The organism is Micromonospora sp. NPDC005174, from assembly GCF_040608495.1.
Lineage (GTDB): Bacteria > Actinomycetota > Actinomycetes > Mycobacteriales > Micromonosporaceae > Micromonospora.
In genome coordinates, this window is the sequence record NZ_JBEXIJ010000002.1 from 1 (window position 1) to 20,638 (window position 20,638).

Consider the following 20,638-nt stretch of genomic DNA (forward strand, 5'->3'; position numbering starts at 1 on the left):
AACACCACACCACAGACACCAGACCCCCCGACCCCACGACCCAACGGGGGGGGGGGCAGGGTCAGCGGCGGGCGACGTAGACGGTGTTGGCGGACTGGCCCCCGGTCAGCGGGTTGGCGAACGGCACGACGTGTGCCCGCACGGTCGCGAACACCTCCGCGAGCGCCGCGACGAAGTCGTCGTCCGGTGGGTCGTCCGACCAGAGCGCGAAGACACCCTCCGGCCGGAGCAGCGCGGCGAGCCGACGGAGGCCGTCCGGCGTGTAGAAGGGCGCGTGGCTCGGGTGCAGGACGTTGCGCGGCGAGTGGTCGACGTCGAGCAGGACCGCGTCGAAGCGTCGCCCGGGATTCTGCGCGTCGAACCCCTCGTCACCCGCCACGGCGGCGAAGAAGTCGGCCTGCGCGAACCGGGTCCGCGGGTCCTCGGCCAGCCCGGCCGCGAACGGCAGCAGTCCCCGCCGGTGCCAGTCGATGACGTCCTCGATGGCCTCCACGACGAGCAGCGCCCGCACCCGCGGGTCGGCCAGCGCGGTGCACGCCGTGTAGCCCAGTCCGAGGCCGCCGACCACCACGTCGAGGGTGTCCCCGGTCAGCTCGGCGAGACCGAGGCGGGCCAGCTCGATCTCGGCGACGGGGAAGAGGCTGGACATCAGGTACTCGTCGTCGAGCTTGACCTCGTACACCTCGAGGTGGAGCGCCGGATCGCGGCGCCGCCGCAGGCTGATCGCGCCGATCGGGGTCTCCCGCCAGGCCAGTTCCTCGAAGCGCGCGCCCACGGATGCCCTCTCGCCGCCGGATTCGTCCCCGGATGGTACCGACCGGACCCCGGCCCGCCACGCAGGGTCCACGGGACATCGACGCAGCGCATATCCTGTGCCCGGTCGAACCAGCGGAAGGGACGTCATGCCGTCGCGGCAGGATCAGCTGCACTCCTACCAGTTCAGCGTCCAGCGGGCGGTCGCCGCGCTGGTGATGCGGGAGACCGACCCGGCGCAGTCGCCGTTTCGGCGGCTGGCGGGCGCGGGCCTGGCCAGCGTCCTCGTGGCGGTGATCGGGCTCGGGGGTTCGGCGCTCTACGGACTGTTCGCCGGTGGCGGCACCGGATGGCGCGACCCGGGCGCGGTGATCGTCGAGAAGGAGTCCGGCGCCCGGTTCGTCTACCGCGAGCAGAAGCTGCACCCGGTGCTCAACTACGCCTCGGCGTTGCTGATCGTCGGGGCGGACCGGTCGAAGACGGTGCTGGTCTCCCGGCGTTCCATCGACGGCGTGCCGCGCGGTCTGCCACTGGGCATCGCCGACGCACCGGATTCGCTGCCCGCGCCGGGCGGGCTCGCGAAGGCGGCCTGGACGGTCTGTTCGACGACGGCCGGCGCGGACAGCCGTTCGGCGCTGCTCATCGGCGTCGACCCCGACGGCGGCCGGCCGCTCGGTGACGACGCGTTGCTGCTGCGCCATCCGGACGGCGGGCTCCACCTCGTGTGGCACCAGCGCCGCTACCTGATCCGCGATCCCAGCCGGGTGCTGGCCGCGCTGGCGACCACCCGGACGCGGGCGGTGTCGGTCGCTCCCGCCCTGCTCAACGCGTTCCCTGCCGGCGTCGACCTGGCTCCGCCGGCGCTGCCCGGCGAGGGCCGACCCTCCACACGGGTGCCCGGCGCCACCATCGGTCAGGTCTATCTCGTGCGCAACTCGGGCGGCGGCCGCCAGTACGCGGTGGCACTCGACGACGGGCTGGCCGGGATCACCGAGTTGCAGGCCGGGCTGCTGCTGGCCCGCACCGGGCAGGGGGAGTCGGAACCGATGACGTTGGGGCGGTTCGCCGCCGTGCCCACGATGCCCGACCTCACCCCGAGCGGCCCGACCGCTCCGCCGCCCGTACCGCCGCGGCTCGCCGCCACCGACGACGCGGCGATCTGCACCCGCGTCGGCGACGACGGTGCGGGCGAGGTGCGCTGGGGCGTACACCTGCCGGACCTGTCGGCCGTTCCGCGGACCGCGCCAACCGGCGGCGCGGCGCTGGCCGACCACGTGGTGGTGCAGCCGGGTGGTGGAGCGCTGGTCGAGGCCGCCGCGGCGCCCGGCGCCTCCGGGGGTGCGCTGTCCGTGGTCACCGACCTGGGCCGACGGTACGTGCTGGCCGACCGGGAGGTACCGGCGATGCTCGGTTACCGCGACGTGCGACCGGTGCGGCTTCCCGCCGGCCTGGTCAGCCTCGTGCCGGCCGGCGCGACCCTCGACCCGGCCGCGGCCCGGGCCGTCGCCGCCCCGTCCTGACCCCGCTCGGGGTGTCGCGGCTCTGCCCTGACGCCGCGCGCGGCATTGCGGCTGTGCCCTGACGCAGGTCTTGTCTCAGGTGGCCGGGCGGCGCAGGATGCTGACCGCGAAGGGGGCGTCGTCGCGCCACGGGCGCAGGTCCCAGGTGGCGAAGCGGTGCTCCAGGCGCAGCCCGGCGGCGACCGCGTCGGCGTCGAACGCGCTCAGCGGATAGCCGCGCTCGGTGCCGAAGCCCACCGCCAGGACGCCGTCCGGGCGCAGGTGCCCGGCGAGCCGTCGAAGGACCTCCGGCTCGGTGCCGACGGCGACGAACGCGAGGACGTTGCCGGCGAGGACCGCCGCGTCGAACGGCTCCGTCTCGCCGAGCGCCGCCAGGTCCAGCTCGGCCAGGTCGGCGACCAGCCAGCGCGGGCCGGGGTGATCGGCGCGGGCGGCCTCCACCAGCGCGGAGTCGGCGTCGACCCCGACCACCCTGTGCCCACGCTGGGCCAGGGCCGCGCCGACGCGGCCGGTGCCGCTGCCGGCGTCGAGGATCCGCGAACCGGGTACGACGAGCGTGTCGACGAGCCGGGCCTCGCCGGCCAGGTCGGCTCCCTCGGCGGCGAGCTTGCGGAACCGGTCGATGTACCACTGCGAGTGCTCCGGACCGGTGTCGGTCGCCCAGCGGGTCGGGTTGGCCATACGGCCCACGGTAATCGGGTCGGACGGGGTCGGTCCGACGGGTACGCCGATCGGTGGCGGTCCAGCAACGCCGGGGTCGGCGTGTCGAGCCGCTGGACCGCCACCGATCGGGCCGCAGCTTCAGCCCTTCTCCGCGCCGCTGGTCAGACCCTCGGTCAGCAGCCGTTCACTCGCGAAGAAGAGGATCACGATGGGCAGGGTGAGGACGACCGACCCGGCCATCAGCACCGTCTTGGGCACCTCCACGCCGTCGGAGAGCAGCGACAACCCGAGCGACACCGTCCACCGGTCGGGCTTGTCGACGAGGAACAGCAGGGCGAACAGGAACTCGTTCCAGGCGATCATGAAGTCGTACAGCGCGACCGCCATGATCGATGGCGCGGCGAGCGGCAGGCTGACCCGGCGGATGATGCCGAGCCGGCTGGCGCCGTCGATGGCCGCGGACTCCTCCAGACTGACGGGGATGGTCTCGAAGTAGTTCTTCAGCATGTAGACCGAGACCGGCAGGGTCTGCGAGATGTAGACCAGCACCAGCCCGAACAGGGAACCGCGCAGGCCGGCAAGGCTGAACACCACGAACAGCGGGATCGCGATGACGATCGAGGGGAACAGGTAGACCGCCAGGAACAGGAAGTCGACCTGCCGCCGACCGAAGAACCGCAGCCGGGCCACCGCGTACGCGCCGGGGATCGCCACGAGCAACGTGAGCACTGTCGCCGCGACGGCGACCAGACCGCTGTTGCGGATGAAGGTGAGGAATCCCTGGCCACCGTCGTCGGTGGCCTTGAGCACCTCCGCATACGTGGCGACGGTCAGCTCGCCGAAGCCGACGACAAGCGAGCCGGGGTCGAGCAGCAGCCGCTCGATGGGGCGTACCGAGAGCACCAGCATGTAGTAGAAGGGGAAGACGGTGACCACCAGGAACGCGGCGATCACCAGGCGGCGCAGCCAGCGCAGGCTCACCGTCTCGATCATGTCGCGGTCCATCAGTCGACCCTCCGTCCGAAGAAGCGTAGGTAGATCAGCACGAACACGATGAGCACCACGGCCAGCACGACCGCCTGCGCGGCGGCCGCCCCGATGTCGGTACGGGCGGTGAGGAACTCGTACACCCGGACGCTGACCACCTCGGTGCCGGCGGCCCCGCCGGTGAGCAGGTACACGTCGTCGAACTTGTTGAACGTCATGATGAAGCGCAGCACCCCCAGCAGGGCCATCACCGGCAGGAGCTGCGGCAGCAGGATGTGCCGGAACCGCTGGGTGGGAGTGGCACCGTCGACACGGGCGGCCTCCTCCAGCTCGCCCGGCACCGCCTGGAGCCGGGCCAGCAGGAACAGGAACGCGAACGGGAAGTATCGCCACGTCTCGAACACGATGACCGTGGCCAGCGCCGTCGACTCCTGGGTGAGGAACGGCACGGGCGCGTCCCAGCCGAGCAGGCGCTGACCCCAGTGGTTGACGATGCCGAGCTGCGGGTCGAGCATCACCTGCCAGAGGAAGGTCACCGCGACCACCGGCGCCACGTACGGCAGCAGCATGGACGCCCGTACCAGGGTGCGACCCCGGAACGGGCGGCGGACGACGAGCGCGGCGACCATGCCGAGCAGGATCGACCCGGCGGTGCCGCCGACGCTGTAGAGCAGGGTGACCCACAGCGTGTCGGCGAAGCCGGGGGTGTGCAGCACCCGGTCGATGTTGTCCATGGTGAGCTCGCCGAACAGGCCGGTCTTGCGCAGGGTGGCGAGCCGGACCCGCTGGAAGGCGAGCACCACGGTCCAGACGATCGGGATGCCGATGACGGCGATGGTGACCAGCAGGGTCGGCGCGACCAGCGCCAGCCCGGCGCGGGACTCACGGCGGCGCAGCGTCAGCGGTCGACGGCGGGCGCGCTCCGGCCGCTCCCCGGCGGGGGAGCGGCCGGTCTCGGGGGCGGTGGTGGTCAATTGACGCCCGCCTTGATCGCCTCGACGTCCTTCTTGGCCCGGCCGGCGGCGCCCGCCGCGTCGGACTTGCCGGCGATGAGGTCGCCCAGCACCTTGGGCACCGGCAGCTCACCGAGCATGGCGCCCACCAACTTGCCCTGCCCCTGGCTGAGCCCCCAGCGCCCGAACGTGTCCGGACTGCGTCGCAGCGTGGCCAGCACGTCGTTGCCGTACACGTCGGCGAGGGGCTTCTTGGCGTCCACACCGGCCGGGCTGGTGTTCCATGCGGTCAGGAACGCCTCCGGCTCGGCCGGGGTGCCCTTGCGTACCGGGAACCGACCCTCGGGGGACATGCCGAACCAGCGCGGGTAGCCGTCGCCGAGCATGTACTCCACGAACGACTTGGCCGGGTCGGCCACCGCGCCGTCGAGTACCGCCCACGAGCTGATCTCGCCGTACTGCGCGGGTTCGGTGCCGTTCGGACCCTTGATCGCGGTGACGAACCCGCTGTTCTTGGCCAGGAACGTCGGGTCGGCCTGGCACTGCGGACAGGTCGGCTTGGCGTCGTTCCGGAGCCCGGCCAACTCGTCGAGGATGAACGGCGACCAGATCACCATGGCCGCCTTGCCCGCGAAGTAGGTGGCCCGGGTGGTGTCCACGTCCTGCGCGCCCTTCACCGAGCTGGCGCGGATCAGATCGCCGTAGAAGCGGAACGCCTCGACGCACTGTGGCGAGTCGAGGGTGACCCCGCCGGAGTCGTCGGTGAGCTGGCAACCGTTGGCGAGCGCCAGGTGCTCGAAGGTCTGCTGGGTGAACACGTCGCTGGGCGAGGTCGCCGCGGTGATGCCGGCGACGCCGCCGGTGTTCAGCTTCGCCGCCGCGGTGGCGATCCGCTCGTACGTGTCGGGGGCGGGCAGGCCGGCGGCGTCGAACAGGTCCTTGCGGTAGACGAGCAGTTGGCCCCACCCGTCACTGGGGACGGAGAGCTGCTTGCCGTCGTCCGAGGTCAGCTCCAGCGCCCGGGGCGAGAACGTCTGCCGGCCCAGCTTGTCGACGACCTCCGCGTTAGCCGAGGCGTCCAGCAGCTCGTTACCCGCGAGGGTGCGGATGCCGGCCAGGGACACCGAGCCGACCACGTCGGGCAGCTCGCCGGCGGCGGCGTTTGCGGCGATCAACGAGGGGAACTGGTCCTCGTTGACGGTGACGAGGTCGACCTGGATCCCGGTCTTGGCGGTGAAGTCCGCGATGATCGCCTTGGTGGCGGTGACGCGGTCGGCGACGTCCTCCAGGCTCCACACGGTGATCTTTTTGCTGTTGCTGTCGGATCCGTCATCTCCGCAGGCCAGCAGGGTCGACCCGGCCAGTGCCAGGATCAGGGTGGTGGCGAGTATCCGCCTCGGAGGTGCTGACATCGGTGGCACTCCTCTCGAAGGGTACAAGACGGATTCAACACCTTCGATTGATTAATAGCAAGACATATGGCTATTTTTTGGCTATCCTGGAGCCCAGTGCTACCGGGATGTGACACATGGGCAACTGGGTGGTCTCCCTCGCCGGGCCTCGACGGATCAGTCTCGAGCCCTGTCCACCAGATCCGCTCGGCCCCGGCCAGGTCCGGGTCCGCACCTGCTACTCGGGCATCTCCGCCGGCACCGAGCTGACCCTCTACCGGGGCAGCAATCCCCGGCTCAGCAAGGACTGGGACGACACCGCCCGCATGTTCGTCCCCCGCCAGGCCCCCGTGCCGTACCCGTTGATCGGCTTCGGTTACGAGGAGGTCGGCGAGGTCGTCGAGGTGGCCGCGGAGGTCCCCGACCGGCATCCGGGCCAGCTCGTGTGGGGCATCTGGGGGCACCGCGCCGAGGCCGTGCTGCCCGCCGACGCGGTGCGTCCACTGCCCGTCGGGCTGGACCCGCTCGTCGCGGTCTTCGCCCGGCCCGGCGCCATCGCGCTGACCGCCGTTCTCGCCGGTGACCTGCACCTGGGGGACTGGGTCGGCGTCTTCGGGCAGGGTGTCATCGGGCTGCTGGCCACCCGTCTCGCGGCTCTCTCCGGCGCCCGGGTGGTGGCCGTCGACCGGGTGCCCGGCCGACTGGCCCACGCCACCCGCTACGGCGCCAGGTCCACCGTGGACGCCGGTACGCAGTCCGCCGCCAGCGTGCTGCGCGAGGCCACCGGTGGCCGGGGCGCGGACGTCTGTCTGGAGCTGTCCGGGGCGTACCCGGCGCTGCACGAGGCGATCCGCTCCACCGCACACGCCGGCCGGGTCGTGGCCGCCGGCTTCTACCAGGGCCACGCCGAAGGACTCGGCCTCGGCGAGGAGTTCCACCACAACCGCATCCAGTTGGTGGCCGCCCAGGTCTCCGGACCCACCCCCGCGCCGAGCATGGCCGGCCGGTGGACCGGCGACCGGGTGGCGCAGACCTTCATGGAGCTGGTGGCCGACCGCAGCGTCGACCCGTTGCCGCTGGTCAGCCACATCGTCGACGCCAGCGCGGTCGCCGACGCCCTCGCGCTGCTCGACCGCGGCGCCGGTGACGTCCTCCAAGTGGTGTTGAGGTTCTAGATGACCACCATCGCGCTCGCCTGCCAGGAACAACTCCTGCCGGGCACCAACCTGATCCAGAAGTACGCCCTCGCCACCGCCCTCGGCTACCAGGGCATCGAACTGCGGGGTCGCGGTGACCTCGCCTTCGCCCGCCGCCTGCCCGAGCTGCGCCGGGCCCGCGCCGCCGGGGTGGTGATGCCCACCGTCTGCGTCGAGATGGACCACTTCATCGGCGACTTCGACCCCGACCGGTCCGCCGACGCGATCCGCAACCTGCGCTCCCAGCTCTCGGTCATCGCCGAGCTGGGCGGTGTCGGGGTCATGACCCCGGCCGCGTGGGGCATGTTCTCCCGGCGGTTGCCGCCGTTCGAGCCGCCGCGCCCGCCGGCCGACGACCGGCAGGTGCTCCTCGACGCCCTCGGCATCCTCGGCGAGCACGCCCGGGCCGAGGGGGTCACCCTGTTCCTCGAACCCCTCAACCGGTACGAGGACCACATGGTCAACCGGCTCGACGAGGCGGTCGCCCTCTGCGCCGCCCTCGGGCTGCCCTCGGTCCAGGTGGTCGCCGACACCTTCCACATGAACATCGAGGAGGACGACGTGCACCTGGCGCTGCGCACCGCAGCGCCGTACCTCGGGCACGTGCAGGTCAGCGACTCCAACCGGTACCAGCCGGGCGCGGGGCACCTGGACTGGCCGGCGCTCGTGCGGACCCTGCTGGAGCTGGACTACCGGGGCTGGCTGTCCCTGGAGTGCCGACTGCGCGGCGATCCCGTCCGCGCCCTCCAGGAGGCCGCGACGGTGCTGCGGCACGCGCTACCCCGTCGGGCCGCCGCATGACCGCCGGCGCTGTCCCCACCCGCACCGGTGGTCCGACCGATCTGGCCGGGCTGCGCCGGCTGGCCGTCGCCACCCTCGACGCGAACTGGGAGCACGACCACACGGTGCCGTCGCGCACGCTCTACCCGCACCAGTGGAGTTGGGATTCGGCGTTCATCGCGATCGGGTTGGCGCACGTCCGGCCCGAGCGGGCCTGGCGGGAGCTGACCAGCCTGTTCCGGGCGCAGTGGGCCGACGGGCGGGTGCCGCACATCGTGTTCGACCCGGCGCTGCGCGTCGGCGCGTACTTCCCCGGCCCGGAGCTGTGGCGCTCGGCCGACGCCGAGGGCGCGCCGAGCGTGGACACCTCCGGCCTCGTGCAGCCGCCGGTGCACGCGCTCGCCGCGCTGCTGGCCTACCGCCGGGCACCCGATCAGGCCGGCCTGGTGGCGCTGCACCGGCTCTATCCGGCGCTTGTCGCCCAGCAGAGCTACCTGGCGAAGCGGCGGGACGTGGCCGGCGACGGGCTGGTGTGCGTCGTACACCCGTGGGAGTCCGGTCTGGACAACAGCCCCGCCTGGGACGAGCCGATGGCCGCGGTCGACGCCGAGGCGGCCGTCATGCGCGCGTACCGCCGGCACGACACCGCGCACGCCGACGCCGCGCACCGCCCCACGGACCTGGACTACGCGCGCTACCTGGCGATCGTCGCGGCCTACCGCGATCACGGCTACGCCGACCACGACCTGGCCGACGGTCATCCGTTCCTGGTGGAGTGTCCGCTGTTCAACGCGGCGTTCGGGTCCGCCGAGCACACGCTGGCCGAGATCGCCACGCTGGTCGGCGCGGACCCCGGCCCGCACCGGGTCCGCGCGGACCGTGTCACCGAGGCGTTGGTACGACGGCTGTACGACCCGGGCACCGGCACGTTCCAGCCGCGTGACCTGCGCACCGACCGGCTGATCGGCGCGCGTACCGTGCTCGGGCTCGCGCCGCTGCTCCTGCCCGACCTGCCCACCCGGCAGGCCGCGGCGCTCGTCGTCGAGGCGACGTCGGCGCGCTTCGGGGTGGCCCGGGGAATGGACCGCCCAATGCCCAGCTACGACCGCACCGCGCCCGACTTCGAACCGTTGCGCTACTGGCGCGGGCCGAGCTGGCTGAACGTCGGCTGGCTGGTGCGGCGCGGCCTGGCCACCCACGGGCACCCCGAGCTGGCGGCGGGCCTGCGCCGCTCGATGATCGACCTGGTCGCCGGGGCGGGCTGCCACGAGTACTTCCACCCCGACACGGGGGCCGGCTTGGGCTCACCGGCGTTCAGTTGGACCGCCGCGCTGCTGCTCGACCTGCTCGCCGACGAGCAACCGCCCTGAACGCCGACGCCTGGTAGCGTGCCCGTCCCGGCGGCCGTGAGGGGATGACGTGCGCGAGATCGACAAGGTGGCCTGGCTCCTGATCGAGGACGGACGGGTGCTGAGCACCCGTTCGCAGGGCAAGGACGTGTGGTACCTGCCCGGCGGCAAGCGCGAGCCCGGCGAGAGCGACCTGGAGACCCTGCGCCGGGAGATCGCCGAGGAGCTGAGCGTCGAGGTGGACGTACGCGGCGCGACGCACCTGGGCACGTTCACCGCCCAGGCGCACGGGCACGCGGCCGGCGTCGCGGTGCGGATGTCCTGCTACCGGGCCGGGTACCGGGGTGGGTTGCGACCGGCCAGCGAGATCGCCGAGATGGCCTGGCTCGGGTACGCCGACCGGCATCGCACCTCCCCGGTCGACCAGCTCATCTTCGACCACCTGCTGGCCGTCGACCTGCTGCGCTGACGGGCGCTGGCCGGGCCCGGGCGTCGTTTGCCCCCGTCGAGTACGGGTAACCGCCCGGCGTGACCGACAGCGCGGGCGGCGACGGGTTTCCGCAGTTCATCGACGCGGTGTCCCGGCGCTCCGGCCTACCGGCCGCGCAGGCCGCTGTCCTCGCCCGCGCGGTGCTCACCACGATGGCGGAGCGGGTCACCGAGGCGCCGCCGGACCCTGCCGGACACCTGCCCGACCAGGTCGACGGCTACCTGTACGACTTCGCGTCGGACGCCGCCCCGCCCTCGGCCCCGACCACCCGCGCGGACGGGCCCGACACCGGTGTGGGCCTCGACCTCGGTGGGTCCGTTGCCACCCCGCCGCCGATGGACGCCGGACCGGTGGACTTCCTCCGTCGGGTGGCCCAGCGTGCCGGAGTGGACCCGGCCACCGCACGGGTCGGCACCGGTGCCGTCTTCGCGACCCTGCGCGAGGCGATGACCGTACGGGAGTTCCACGAGATGGTGGCCCGACTGCCGCTCGACGAGGACCACTCCGACCCGGCGTGACCGAGGACGGTCAGTGATCCACGGCAGCTCGCCGGCATCGCGGCATCCGCGCGCGGGGATGCCGCGACATCGCCGAGCTGGAGTGGATCAACGGCCGCACCTCTCGGCGTCCGGCAGGTCGTCCGGCTCGCTGACCCAGGCGGAGAAGACCGGCACCCCGTGCCACGGCCCGCTGGTCCCGTCGGCCCTGCTGTCGGTGGCGACCGCCACCACGGCGTACGGATGGCCGAAGCGCAGCTCGGCGGTCCGGGCGACCCCCTCCGGCGGCAGGCTGACCGTGCCGAACATGCCGGTCACCGCCGCCGCCTCGAACCCGTACCGGCCGTACCGCGCCATCGCCACCTGCCGCGCCTCGAAGCCCTGCACCGGTTGGTCGAGCGCCCGGGCCAGCGTCGCCGCGGCGGCGGGGAAACCCAGCGACTCGGCGGTCAGATCGTGGTCACTGCGCGCCGACCAGCAGGGGAGAAGGGCCTGGTGCCGCTCCTCGCGGCCGTCACGGGCGCGGGTCCGCACCCGCTCCTCGCGCAGCGTCCACAGAGAAGTCTCGCCCAGCGGCAGGTCGAACAACGAGCGGCGACCGGCCGGTTGCGCGCCGTCGGCCGCGCCGGCACTGAGCCGGTACGCGGTGGCGAGCACATCGGCCGCCGGCACGTGCCGCGCGGCGGCCACCGAGAGGACCACCAGCCCCGCGCCCTCGCTCGCCTGGGCCCGGGCGACGTGCACGATCACGTCACCCGAACCCTCGGTCGCGACGATGGCACCCCGGTGCCCGTGATCCGGGCTGCGCAGCACCTGGCGCAGGCCCGTCCACGAGCTGTCCGGGCCGAGCGCGCGGGCGTCGGCGACGTCGAACGGCTCGGCCCACGAGATCCGGGTCGCGAGCGCGCTGGCCAGGGCGAACACCACGTCGGGGCTGACCTTCAGGGGGAACGTCTCGATCAGGGCGTCGGTGTGCTCGCGCGCCCAGGCGTCCAGCCCGGCCTGGTCGGGGAGCGTACCGACCTCGGTCGTCGCGGGGAGCGCCGCACGCCACCGGGCCGGCTCGTCGACCAGATGACGCGTACGGAGCCACAGCGCGGTGGCGGACGTGACCAGCGGATGCGGCGCGTCCAGCAGGGCGTGGGCCACCTTCGCGGCGCTGGCCAGGTCGGTGCCCAGCGCCGCCGCCAGCCCCTCGGCCGCCGTGGCCGGGCCGGCCGCCGGGTCCGAGTCGGTCGCCTGGCCGGCTCCGGTCGTCGCGGCGGTGACAGCGAGCAGCAGCCAGGCGCCGAGCGGCGAAGCGACGTGGTGCCGGTCGCCGATCGTGGCGTGCAGCCGCTCGGCGTACGCGGACAGCGGGCCGTGCAGGTCGGTCGTCATGCCTCCACTCTGCCCGGCCCACCCCGGTCCGGCATCCCCGCCGACCCGCTCACGACCACAGTTCGAACGGCTCCTCGATCCGCTCGCCGGCCAGGAAGGGCGTGATCAGTCGGGGGAGCTGGCCGGGATAGAAGCGCTCCCGGCTGGTAACCACCTCGGTCAAGGGCCACCAGCGGAAGCCGAAGTAGTCCTCCAGCTCGTAGTCGAGCCGGTCCGTCTCGTCCACGTCCGGGCCGGGAGCGGTCAGTCGTACGGCGACGACCACCTCGTCCTGGACATGGCGTAGCTGGCGGTGCAGGAAGGTGGCCCGCCGTCGCCAGGTCGGCGCGCCCACCTGGTCGGCGGTGACCATGATGCCGGTCTCCTCGCGCAGTTCCCGCACGGCCGTTTCCCGGTACGTCTCGCCCGGGTCCATGCCGCCGCCGGGCAGCTCCCACCAGGTGCCCAGCCGGGGGTGGTCCGGGTCGCGGGTGTGGAACAGCAACACCCGGTCGGTGTCGTCGCAGACGACCACGCGTACCGCGCGCCGCTCGAGGATCGGCAGGTCGTCGGGCAGTTCGTCCATCGGGTCAGTCTGCCGCAGTGCGCCGACTCCGGCGCTCCTCCCGGCGACCGGTAGGCTGCCCGCCGTGGCTGGTCTGTTGAGGAACGTGGCGCAACGCATCTCCCGGGTGGGCGCGGCAATCCCGTCGCCCCGGCGGACCGGGCCGTCGCCGGCGCGGGTGGCCCGTCCCCGTCAGGTGAACGCGTTGCAGCGGCGCGAGTTGAGCTACGCGCCGGAGGTCGACGGCCAGGCCGACCCGGGTGAGATCGTCTGGACGTGGGTGCCGTACGAGGACGACCCCCGCCAGGGCAAGGACCGCCCGGTGCTGGTGGTCGGGCGGCACAGTCGGACGCTGTTCGGGCTGATGCTGTCCAGTCAGAGCGAGCGCGACGGGCAGCGCCACTGGTTCGCGCTCGGCCCCGGCGAGTGGGACCGGGACAACCGGCCGAGCTGGGTCCGGCTGGACCGCGTGCTCACCATGCGCGAGGACAGCATCCGCCGCGAGGGCGCCGTGCTGGATCGGCCCCGGTTCGACCGGGTCGGGCAGGCGCTGCGTACCGGCTACGGCTGGCGCTGACCGTACCCCCCCGGCCGTCCCGTCAGGCTGGCTCACGGCTCGGACCGACAGCGGCACCCTGCGCCTCCGGCGGCGGGTACGGCTGATCGGCGAGCAGCCGGGCCAGGTGGGCGCTGTTGAGCGCGAGGGCCTTGGTGGTGCGGCCGGTGGTGTCCGGCTTGGGGCCGGCGTCGCGGTAGTCCACCGTGTGGAGCGCCTCGCCGACCCAGTAGGTCGCGCCGGCCGCGGCGACGGTGAAGCCCACCTCGTTGAGCGCCGCCTGCACCTCGGCGATGCTGTGGTGCGCCCCGTCCTCGTTGCCGACGACCGCGACGCCGGCCACCTTGCCGTAGGTGAGCAGTCGCCCCTCGTCGTCGGTCTCGGACAGTTCGGCGTCGAGGCGTTCGAGGACCATCTTGGCGACGCTGGCGGGCTGGCCGAGCCAGATCGGCATGGCCACGATCAGGATCTGGGCGGCGAGCAGCTTGGCGCGGATGGCGGGCCAGCCGTCGCCGTGGCCCTCGTCGGTCGACACCCCGAAGCGCACGTCGTGGTCGACCACCCGGACGATCTCACCGTCCACGCCCTGGCGGGCCAGTTCGGCCAGCACCTCCCGGCCCAGTTGCTCGGAGCTGGAGGGGGCGGGCGACGGCTTGAGGGTGCAGTTGAGTAGGAGGGCAGAAATGCTCGCCACGAGCGGGTCCTCTCGTCGGTCGTATCGGGCTGTTCCTTCCGTACCCGTGTGTCGGGTCGAATCACGGTCTTGTTCCGGTGGAACCGTTGACAGTCGGCGTTCGAGCTGTAGATTCAACCTACCGGTTAATTAGCTAGGTGGTTGAAAGCGACATGACAGCGGACCCGGTCAGCGCCGTGTTCGGCGCGCTCGCCGACCCGACCCGCCGCGCCATCCTGGCCCGGCTCGCCGCCGGTGAGGCGACGGTCAACGAACTGGCGGCGCCATTTCCGATCAGCCTCCAGGCCATCTCCAAGCACCTGGGCGTGCTGGAGCGTGCCGGGCTGATCGTGCGGACCCGCGACGCCCAGTGGCGGCGGTGCCGCCTCGATCCGACGCCGCTGCGCACCGCCGCTGAGTGGGTCGACCAGTACCGCCAGCTCTGGGCCGAGCGCTACGACGCCCTCGACGACTATCTACACGACCTGAAGGAGACCAGCCATGACCGAGACCCGTGACCTGACGGTCGACGTGTCCTCCGAGCGGGACATCACGATGGTCCGTTCGTTCGACGCCCCGCGAGACCTCGTCTTCGCCGCGCACACCAAGGCCGAGCACCTCAAGCACTGGTGGTGTCGGGGCAATCCGGCGGACGTCGAGATCGACTTCCGCGAGGGTGGCCGCTACCGCATCGTCGAGCACGCCCCGGACGGCAACGACTACGCCTTCCGGGGTGAGTTCCGGCAGATCGCCGCGCCGGAGCGGATCGTGCAGACCTTCGAGTTCGAGGGCATGCCCGGCCAGGTGGCGGTGGAGACGCTTGTCTTCACCGAGCAGGACGGCGGCACGCTGCTCACCAGCACCACCCGCTTCGATACCGCCGCCCAACGCGACGGCATGGTCGAGACCGGCATGGCGCAGGGCACCGCCGAGTCGTACGCGGCCCTCGACCGCCACCTGTCGACCCTGCGCTGACGGACGAGACCGCGCTGATCAAGAGGTTCGCGTCAGAATACGAGCCGATCGTGACGCGAACCTTTTGATCAACACGGGTGGGGGGGCAGGAGTGGGGGCGGCGAACGCCGACCGGGTGTCCACCCTGCTCGATGGAGTCCAACGGCTCGCCGGTGACCGGGCGGGGCCGGTGGTGGTCTGCCACGGCGATCCCCATCTGGGCAACGTGTTGCTCGGCCCGGACGACGAGGTCTGGTTGGTCGACTGGGACGACGCCGTGCTCGCCCCGCGCGAGTGTGACCTGATGGTCGTCGTGGGCGGGGTGCTCGCCTTCGCGCCGATCACCCCCGAGCAGGAGCGGGCCGTGCTCGCCGGGTACGGCGCGGTCGACATCGAGGCGGCGCGGCTGGCCTGGTTCCTCGCGGTACGCGCGCTCGACGACCTCAGCGACTGGACCCGCCAGGCGTTGGACCCCACCGGTAGCCCTTACGATCGCGCGACGGCCGCCCGGATCGTCAGTGGTCTCGTGTCGCCGGTCGGCCTGGTCACCCTCGCCGACACCGCGCTGCGTAACCCAGCCTGAGAGGCTCCAGAAACGACACAGGCAGGGAGATCGAACTCCCTGCCACTTCTAACGTATATCGCACCGGGGGTCTTGCGGCAAGACCCCCGTCGTGCCGCAGAATCTCCACCCGAAGCCCAAACCTGGAAAAATCGGGGGATATCGTGATCGATGTCATCATTGTCGGCGGCGGACCGACCGGTCTGATGCTCGCCGGTGAGCTGCGGCTGCACGACGTGCACGTGGTGGTGGTGGAGAAGGACACCGAGCCGACCCGTCACGTCCGTTCGCTCGGCCTGCACGCGCGCAGCATCGAGGTGATGGACCAGCGCGGTCTGCTGGAGCGTTTCCTCGCCCTGGGTACGCGGCACCCGCTCGGGGGTTACTTCGCCGCGATCCCCAAGCCGCCGCCGAGTGGCCTCGACAGCGCGCACGCGTACGTCCTCGGCATCCCGCAGACCGTCACCGACCGCCTCCTGGCCGAGCACGCCGTCGAGGTCGGCGTCGAGGTCCGGCGGGGCGGCGAGGTGGTCGGACTGCGCCAGGACGACGACGGGGTGGCGGTGGAGCTGGCCGACGGGACGCGGTTGCGGTCGCGCTACCTCGTCGGCTGCGACGGCGGTCGGAGCACGGTCCGTCGACTGCTCGGTGTCGGCTTCCCCGGCGAACCCAGCCGGGTCGACTCGCTCCTGGGCGAGATGGAGGTGGGCGTACCCCCGCAGACGGTGGCCGACGTGGTGGCCGAGGTCCGCAGGACCCACCTCCGATTCGGCCTCGGGCCGCTCGGGGACGGCGTGTACCGGGTCCTCGTGCCCGCCGAGGGGGTTGCCGAGGACCGCACGGTCCCGCCGACCATCGAGGAGTTCCGACAGCAACTGCGGGCGTACGCGGGCACCGACTTCGGCGTGCACTCGCCGCGTTGGCTCTCCCGCTTCGGCGACGCCACCCGGTTGGCCGAGCGCTACCGGGTCGGCCGGGTGCTGCTGGCCGGCGACGCCGCGCACATCCACCCACCGACCGGCGGGCAGGGCCTGAACCTCGGCATCCAGGACGCGGTCAACCTCGGTTGGAAACTGGCCGCCGAGGTCAACGGTTGGGCGCCCGACGGGCTGCTGGACAGTTACCACGCCGAGCGGCACCCGGTGGCCGCGGACGTCCTCGTCAACACCCGTGCGCAGATGTTCCTGCTGTCACCCGACCCGGGACCGCAGGCGGTACGCCACCTCCTGTCGGAGCTGATGGACTTCGAGGACGTGAACCGGTACCTGATCGAGAAGGTCACCGCGATCGGGGTCCGCTACGACTTCGGCGCGGGTCACGAACTGCTCGGCCGGCACCTGCGGGACGTGCGGCTCACGCGGGGACGTCTCTACGAACTGATGCGCGCCGGCCGGGGGCTGCTGCTCGACGGGACGGGTCGACTCTCGGCCGCCGGGTGGACGGATCGGGTCGACCACGTCGTCGACGTCGGCGACGAGCTGGACGTACCCGCAGTGCTGCTGCGCCCCGACGGACACGTCGCGTGGGTCGGTGACGAGCAGGCCGACCTGATGGGACCTCTGCGCCGGTGGTTCGGCGCGAGCGCCACCTGAGTCGTTACTCCCCGAAGCGGGCGCTGTCGACGAGTTGGCGCGGCGCCCGCGGGCCGGAGAGGCTCTTCGCCTGGTACATGGCCGCGTCGGCGCGGCTGAGCGCGTCGGTGAGCTGGGCCGGGCCGCTCACCGGGGCGAGTCCCACCGACGCGGTCACCCGGACGCTGCACCCACTCAGGCGAATCGGTGCGGCAACGGTCTCGCTGAGGCGTCGGGTGGCGTGCTCGATCCAGCGTCGGTCGACGGTCGGGCTGGCGAGCAGCCCCGCGAACTCGTCGCCGCCGAGGCGGGCGACGAGGTTGTCGCCGGCGAACCCGGCCAGTCGTTCGGCGACGCTGATCAGCACCTGGTCGCCGGCGGCGTGCCCGTACCGGTCGTTGATCTGCTTGAAGTCGTCGAGGTCGAGCACGATCGCGATCAGCGGCTGGCCGTCGGCGTTGGTGAGCAGGGCGGCCGCGAGGCGGTAGAAGGCACGCCGGTTGGGCAGACCGGTGAGCGGGTCGTGGCTGGCGGCGTGCCGTTCGGCGGCCAGTTCGGCCTGGAGGTGCTCTATCTCGGCCTCGGCCCGCACGGCGCGGCGGCGCAGTTGCCAGGAGGAGAGCAGAGCCCCCGCCGCACAGACGCCGGAGGCGACGCTCATCGGATCCGGCAGGAGTCCTCCCATCGCCGCGACCGCCTCCCGCCTTCGGTCCACGCGGCGCGCGTGCCGCGTCAGGGCCAGTTTTCCCTGGTCGTCACCCCGCTCGGGGTAACGCAAAGTGAACGGATAAGCACCGAACACGTGCGTTATCATGCTCGCGATCAAGTGCAGATGCAATAGCAGATGCACGTGCAGCACGGCCCAATGTTGATACCGCACCCCTCGCCGTCACCGCTCCTCCCACGGCCACCGGCGGGCTCGTGAGCAGAAAGACGCCTCCCATGCAGCAGCCACCCAATGGCGTTCCGATTACTCAGTTGCCCCCGTTGAGCTGGCAGAAGAGCCGCCGCAGCAACCCGAGCGGCAACTGTGTCGAACTCGCCGAACTGCCCGGGGGCGCCGGCATCGCCGTCCGCAACTCGCGTCACCCGGAGGGGCCGGCGCTGATCTACACAGTGGACGAAATCGCCGCCTTCGTCCTCGGGGCCCGGGACGGGGACTTCGATCACCTGATCGACTGACCGGTCGCGCAGGGGTGTCCCGGCGATGGGACTGAATCGCCGGTCCGGAGGAGTTCACCTCACTGTCGGTCCATGGCATGCTTACACGTCGGTCGGGCTCGGTGCCCGATCGCGTCGTCGGTATCCGGAGGTCCGCACGTGACGATGGTTCCCGCCGAGGGCGGCCCGACAACCGGGCCCACGGTGCTGCGCATCCTGCTCGGCGCCCAGCTACGTCGGCTGCGGGAGTCCAGCGGTGTGACCCGGGAGGGCGCCGGGTGGGAGATCCGCTCCTCCGAGTCGAAGATCAGTCGCATGGAGCTGGGCCGGGTCGGCTTCAAGGAACGCGACGTCGCCGACCTGCTCACCCTCTACGGCGTCAGCGACGAAAAAGAGCGCGAGGCGCTGCTCAAGCTCGCGCGGGACGCCAACAGCCCCGGCTGGTGGCACCGGTACGGCGACGTGCTGCCGAGCTGGTTCCAGTCGTACCTGGGCCTGGAAGCCGCAGCGGCGTTGATCCGCAGCTACGAGGTGCAGTTCGTCCCCGGCCTGTTGCAGACCCGGGAGTACGCCCGGGCGGTCGTGCTGCTCGGGCACGGCGCGGCCGGCGCCGCCGAGATCGACCGCCGGGTGGCATTGCGGATGCAGCGCCAGCAACTGTTGCACCGGGACAACCCTCCGCTGCTCTGGGCCGTGGTGGACGAGGCGGCGCTGCGCCGTCCGATCGGCGGGTCCGAGGTGATGCGGGGCCAGCTCACCGCACTCATCGAGGCGACCAAGTCGCCTACCATCCGACTCCAGGTCATCCCCTTCGCCGCCGGTGGTCACGCGGCGGCGGGCGGCGCCTTCACCATCCTGCGCTTCGGTGACCAGGAGCTGCCCGACATCGTCTACATCGAGCAGTTGACCAGCGCCCTCTACCTGGACAAGCGCGACGACCTCGACAACTACGCCGTGGCCATGGAGCGGCTGTGCGTCGAGGCCGAGCCGCCGGAGCGTACGCCGGAGATCCTGGGTCGGCTGCTGGAGGAGACCTACCCGCACTGAGCATGGCCGGAGGCTCGCGGGTTCGTCGGGGAGGGGATCACCGCCCATTCCGGCACTTCGGGGACGAACAGTGCTGGTCCGGGCACGCAGAGTGGTCGAGTTGCTTCTGACCAGGCAGACTGGTCTGGCCATGTCACCCTTCACGCCCACCCTCCGCCTCCACGACCGCTACGTCCTGCACGAGCGGATCGGTCTCGGCGGCATGTCCGAGGTGTGGCGGGCCGACGACGAGGTCCTCGGCCGTCCGGTGGCGATCAAGGTGCTCGCCGGACAGCTCGCCGCCGACCCGCACCTGCGGGCCACCATCCAGCGCGAGGCCCGCGCGGCCGCCCGGCTGACCCACCCACACGTCACCCAGGTGTACGACTACGCCGAGGCGACCCTGGCCGATGGCGTCGTCGTCCCGTACCTGGTGATGGAGCTGGTCGAGGGCCACAACCTGGCCGACCGGCTGCGCTCCGGCCCGCTGCCCTGGCCGGAGGCGGTGCGTGTGGCCGGGCACATCGCCGCCGCGCTGGCCGCCGCGCACCGCATCGGGGTGGTGCACCGCGACGTGAAACCGGGCAACGTCATGCTCACCGACACCGGTGCCAAGGTGCTCGACTTCGGCATCGCCGCGCTCGGTGGGCTCGACAGCCAGTCCGGCGAGCCGCTGATGGGCACACCCGCCTACTTCGCCCCGGAACGTCTCGCCGCCGGCCCGCCCGACCCGGCCAGCGACGTGTACGCCCTCGGCGCGCTGCTCTACCGCACGCTCACCGGGGCGGCGCCGCTGCCCGTGCAGAGCTGGGAGGACGCCCTCGAGGTGCACCGGCGCGGCACACCGGTGCCGCCGCTGCGCGTGACCGGCCTGCCCGCCGACATCGCCGAGCTGACCCTCGCCTGCCTTGCCGCCGACCCGGGCAGACGGCCCAGCGCGGCGCAACTCGCCCGCCGGTTCGGCGCGGGTCAGCCCGTCGAGCCACCCACCGAGCTGCTGCGAATCGTCCCGCCGACACCGGCGGCCCATCCGCCCACCCTGATCGACCGCTCGGCCGCCCGCCCGGCACCGGTAGCGGCCACGCCGGCCCGACGCCGCTCGCGCCGGCCCCTGGCGCTCGTCGTGGCGGCCGGCCTCGCCGTGCTGGTGGGCCTCGGCGCGCTGCTCACGCAGGGCTTCGGGGCGCCCGACACCCCCGGCCCCGGGTCCGTCGCGGCGTCGCCGTCGCGCTCCACACCGGCGCCACCGCCCCGCACGCAATCACCGAAGCCGACGCCGCCGGCCTCCCCGTCGCCCAGGGTCAGCAGCGCCGCCCCGTCCACCGTCGGCCAGCAGGTACCGGTCAGCTTCCAGCAGGTCAGCGACGAGTTCACGCAGGTGCTCGCCGCGGCGGTGGCCCGCGGCGACGTCGACCGCAGGACCGCCGAGGACCTTCGCGACGATCTCGCCGACGTGAACCGACGGTCCCGGGACCGCGAGCGGCGTATCGCCGACCTGCGGCGCACGATCACCGAACTGGTGGACCGTAACCGGCTGCCGCAGCAGATCGGGGCCCAGCTCGACGCGCTGCTATACCAGACCCGTGGGCTGTCCGCCGGACACGCCGACGACTGAGGGCATCTGTCGTGGTC

The 20,638-nt window shown here is 72.4% G+C and carries 23 protein-coding genes; 14 read left to right on the top strand and 9 right to left on the bottom strand.

The genetic code is table 11. The features are described from left to right. Window positions 1-61: 61 nt before the first annotated feature. Window positions 62-775: a spermidine synthase gene (locus ABZU91_RS02060; RefSeq protein ID WP_355233094.1), complete on the bottom strand. Its 714-nt coding sequence runs from the start codon at window positions 773-775 to the stop codon at window positions 62-64. Between the two features lie 127 nt (window positions 776-902). Here ABZU91_RS02060 and eccB point away from each other — a divergent pair, with 127 nt between their 5' ends. Beyond that, window positions 903-2,273, top strand: a complete 1,371-nt coding sequence (gene eccB, locus ABZU91_RS02065; protein WP_355233095.1) for a type VII secretion protein EccB — start codon at window positions 903-905, stop codon at window positions 2,271-2,273. A gap of 75 nt (window positions 2,274-2,348) precedes the next feature. On the opposite strand, the gene ABZU91_RS02070 is transcribed toward eccB, so the two are convergent. The 4 genes from ABZU91_RS02070 to ABZU91_RS02085 form a co-directional block, all read right to left on the bottom strand. After that, on the bottom strand, window positions 2,349-2,954 hold the full coding sequence (locus ABZU91_RS02070) for a class I SAM-dependent methyltransferase (protein ID WP_355233096.1): 606 nt from the start codon (window positions 2,952-2,954) through the stop codon (window positions 2,349-2,351). Between the two features lie 120 nt (window positions 2,955-3,074). After that, complete coding sequence (locus ABZU91_RS02075; protein ID WP_355233097.1) at window positions 3,075-3,941, bottom strand: carbohydrate ABC transporter permease; 867 nt, start codon at window positions 3,939-3,941, stop codon at window positions 3,075-3,077. After that, the gene (locus ABZU91_RS02080) at window positions 3,941-4,897 is read right to left on the bottom strand and encodes a sugar ABC transporter permease (protein WP_355233098.1); all 957 of its coding nucleotides are present in this window, start codon (window positions 4,895-4,897) and stop codon (window positions 3,941-3,943) included. Before ABZU91_RS02080 ends, ABZU91_RS02075 begins: the two co-directional genes overlap by 1 nt. Then, window positions 4,894-6,288, bottom strand: coding sequence for an extracellular solute-binding protein (locus ABZU91_RS02085; RefSeq protein WP_355233099.1), 1,395 nt, complete (start codon window positions 6,286-6,288; stop codon window positions 4,894-4,896). The genes ABZU91_RS02080 and ABZU91_RS02085 overlap by 4 nt, the downstream gene beginning before the upstream one ends. A gap of 116 nt (window positions 6,289-6,404) precedes the next feature. Between ABZU91_RS02085 and ABZU91_RS02090 the strand changes: the two genes are divergently transcribed. From ABZU91_RS02090 to ABZU91_RS02110, 5 genes are read left to right on the top strand one after another with little or no spacing between them, the layout of a single operon-like run. Next, complete coding sequence (locus ABZU91_RS02090; RefSeq protein WP_355233100.1) at window positions 6,405-7,442, top strand: zinc-binding alcohol dehydrogenase; 1,038 nt, start codon at window positions 6,405-6,407, stop codon at window positions 7,440-7,442. Beyond that, window positions 7,443-8,264, top strand: a complete 822-nt coding sequence (locus tag ABZU91_RS02095; protein ID WP_355233101.1) for a sugar phosphate isomerase/epimerase family protein — start codon at window positions 7,443-7,445, stop codon at window positions 8,262-8,264. Further along, on the top strand, window positions 8,261-9,613 hold the full coding sequence (locus ABZU91_RS02100) for a hypothetical protein (RefSeq protein ID WP_355233102.1): 1,353 nt from the start codon (window positions 8,261-8,263) through the stop codon (window positions 9,611-9,613). Before ABZU91_RS02095 ends, ABZU91_RS02100 begins: the two co-directional genes overlap by 4 nt. Before the next feature lie 49 nt (window positions 9,614-9,662). Further along, a complete protein-coding gene (locus tag ABZU91_RS02105) occupies window positions 9,663-10,061 on the top strand; it encodes an NUDIX domain-containing protein (protein WP_355233103.1) in 399 nt (132 codons plus the stop codon). Between the two features lie 59 nt (window positions 10,062-10,120). Next, window positions 10,121-10,600: a DUF2267 domain-containing protein gene (locus ABZU91_RS02110; protein WP_355233104.1), complete on the top strand. Its 480-nt coding sequence runs from the start codon at window positions 10,121-10,123 to the stop codon at window positions 10,598-10,600. Between the two features lie 87 nt (window positions 10,601-10,687). Here the strand turns inward: ABZU91_RS02110 and ABZU91_RS02115 are convergent, their stop codons facing one another. Both ABZU91_RS02115 and ABZU91_RS02120 read right to left on the bottom strand, forming a co-directional pair. Continuing rightward, window positions 10,688-11,959, bottom strand: a complete 1,272-nt coding sequence (locus tag ABZU91_RS02115; RefSeq protein ID WP_355233105.1) for a hypothetical protein — start codon at window positions 11,957-11,959, stop codon at window positions 10,688-10,690. Between the two features lie 49 nt (window positions 11,960-12,008). Continuing rightward, complete coding sequence (locus ABZU91_RS02120) at window positions 12,009-12,524, bottom strand: NUDIX domain-containing protein (protein WP_355233106.1); 516 nt, start codon at window positions 12,522-12,524, stop codon at window positions 12,009-12,011. Window positions 12,525-12,588: 64 nt separating this feature from the next. Between ABZU91_RS02120 and ABZU91_RS02125 the strand changes: the two genes are divergently transcribed. Beyond that, window positions 12,589-13,080 carry a type II toxin-antitoxin system PemK/MazF family toxin gene (locus ABZU91_RS02125; RefSeq protein ID WP_355233107.1) on the top strand — a complete coding sequence of 164 codons (492 nt, stop codon included), beginning with the start codon at window positions 12,589-12,591 and terminating at the stop codon, window positions 13,078-13,080. 22 nt (window positions 13,081-13,102) lie between these two features. Here ABZU91_RS02125 and ABZU91_RS02130 read toward each other — a convergent pair whose 3' ends face one another. After that, a complete protein-coding gene (locus ABZU91_RS02130) occupies window positions 13,103-13,753 on the bottom strand; it encodes an NAD(P)H-dependent oxidoreductase (protein WP_355233108.1) in 651 nt (216 codons plus the stop codon). A 152-nt stretch (window positions 13,754-13,905) separates the two neighbouring features. Here ABZU91_RS02130 and ABZU91_RS02135 point away from each other — a divergent pair, with 152 nt between their 5' ends. The 4 genes from ABZU91_RS02135 (at window position 13,906) to rox (ending at window position 16,840) form a co-directional block, all read left to right on the top strand. Further along, on the top strand, window positions 13,906-14,250 hold the full coding sequence (locus tag ABZU91_RS02135; RefSeq protein ID WP_355233109.1) for a metalloregulator ArsR/SmtB family transcription factor: 345 nt from the start codon (window positions 13,906-13,908) through the stop codon (window positions 14,248-14,250). Next, window positions 14,234-14,707, top strand: a complete 474-nt coding sequence (locus tag ABZU91_RS02140; RefSeq protein ID WP_355233110.1) for an SRPBCC family protein — start codon at window positions 14,234-14,236, stop codon at window positions 14,705-14,707. The genes ABZU91_RS02135 and ABZU91_RS02140 overlap by 17 nt, the downstream gene beginning before the upstream one ends. Before the next feature lie 91 nt (window positions 14,708-14,798). Next, the gene (locus ABZU91_RS02145) at window positions 14,799-15,269 is read left to right on the top strand and encodes a phosphotransferase (protein WP_355233111.1); all 471 of its coding nucleotides are present in this window, start codon (window positions 14,799-14,801) and stop codon (window positions 15,267-15,269) included. 143 nt (window positions 15,270-15,412) lie between these two features. Beyond that, a complete protein-coding gene (gene rox, locus ABZU91_RS02150; protein WP_355233112.1) occupies window positions 15,413-16,840 on the top strand; it encodes a rifampin monooxygenase in 1,428 nt (475 codons plus the stop codon). A gap of 4 nt (window positions 16,841-16,844) precedes the next feature. Here the strand turns inward: rox and ABZU91_RS02155 are convergent, their stop codons facing one another. Continuing rightward, window positions 16,845-17,492 (bottom strand): GGDEF domain-containing protein, encoded by a 648-nt coding sequence (locus ABZU91_RS02155; protein WP_355233666.1) that lies wholly within the window; start codon window positions 17,490-17,492, stop codon window positions 16,845-16,847. 269 nt (window positions 17,493-17,761) lie between these two features. Between ABZU91_RS02155 and ABZU91_RS02160 the strand changes: the two genes are divergently transcribed. The 3 genes from ABZU91_RS02160 to ABZU91_RS02170 all read left to right on the top strand — a co-directional run bounded on the left by ABZU91_RS02160 (window position 17,762) and on the right by ABZU91_RS02170 (window position 20,621). Next, the gene (locus ABZU91_RS02160; protein ID WP_355233113.1) at window positions 17,762-18,001 is read left to right on the top strand and encodes a DUF397 domain-containing protein; all 240 of its coding nucleotides are present in this window, start codon (window positions 17,762-17,764) and stop codon (window positions 17,999-18,001) included. 138 nt (window positions 18,002-18,139) lie between these two features. Next, window positions 18,140-19,027: a helix-turn-helix transcriptional regulator gene (locus ABZU91_RS02165; RefSeq protein WP_355233114.1), complete on the top strand. Its 888-nt coding sequence runs from the start codon at window positions 18,140-18,142 to the stop codon at window positions 19,025-19,027. A gap of 130 nt (window positions 19,028-19,157) precedes the next feature. Next, a complete protein-coding gene (locus ABZU91_RS02170; protein WP_355233115.1) occupies window positions 19,158-20,621 on the top strand; it encodes a protein kinase in 1,464 nt (487 codons plus the stop codon). Window positions 20,622-20,638: the final 17 nt, after the last annotated feature.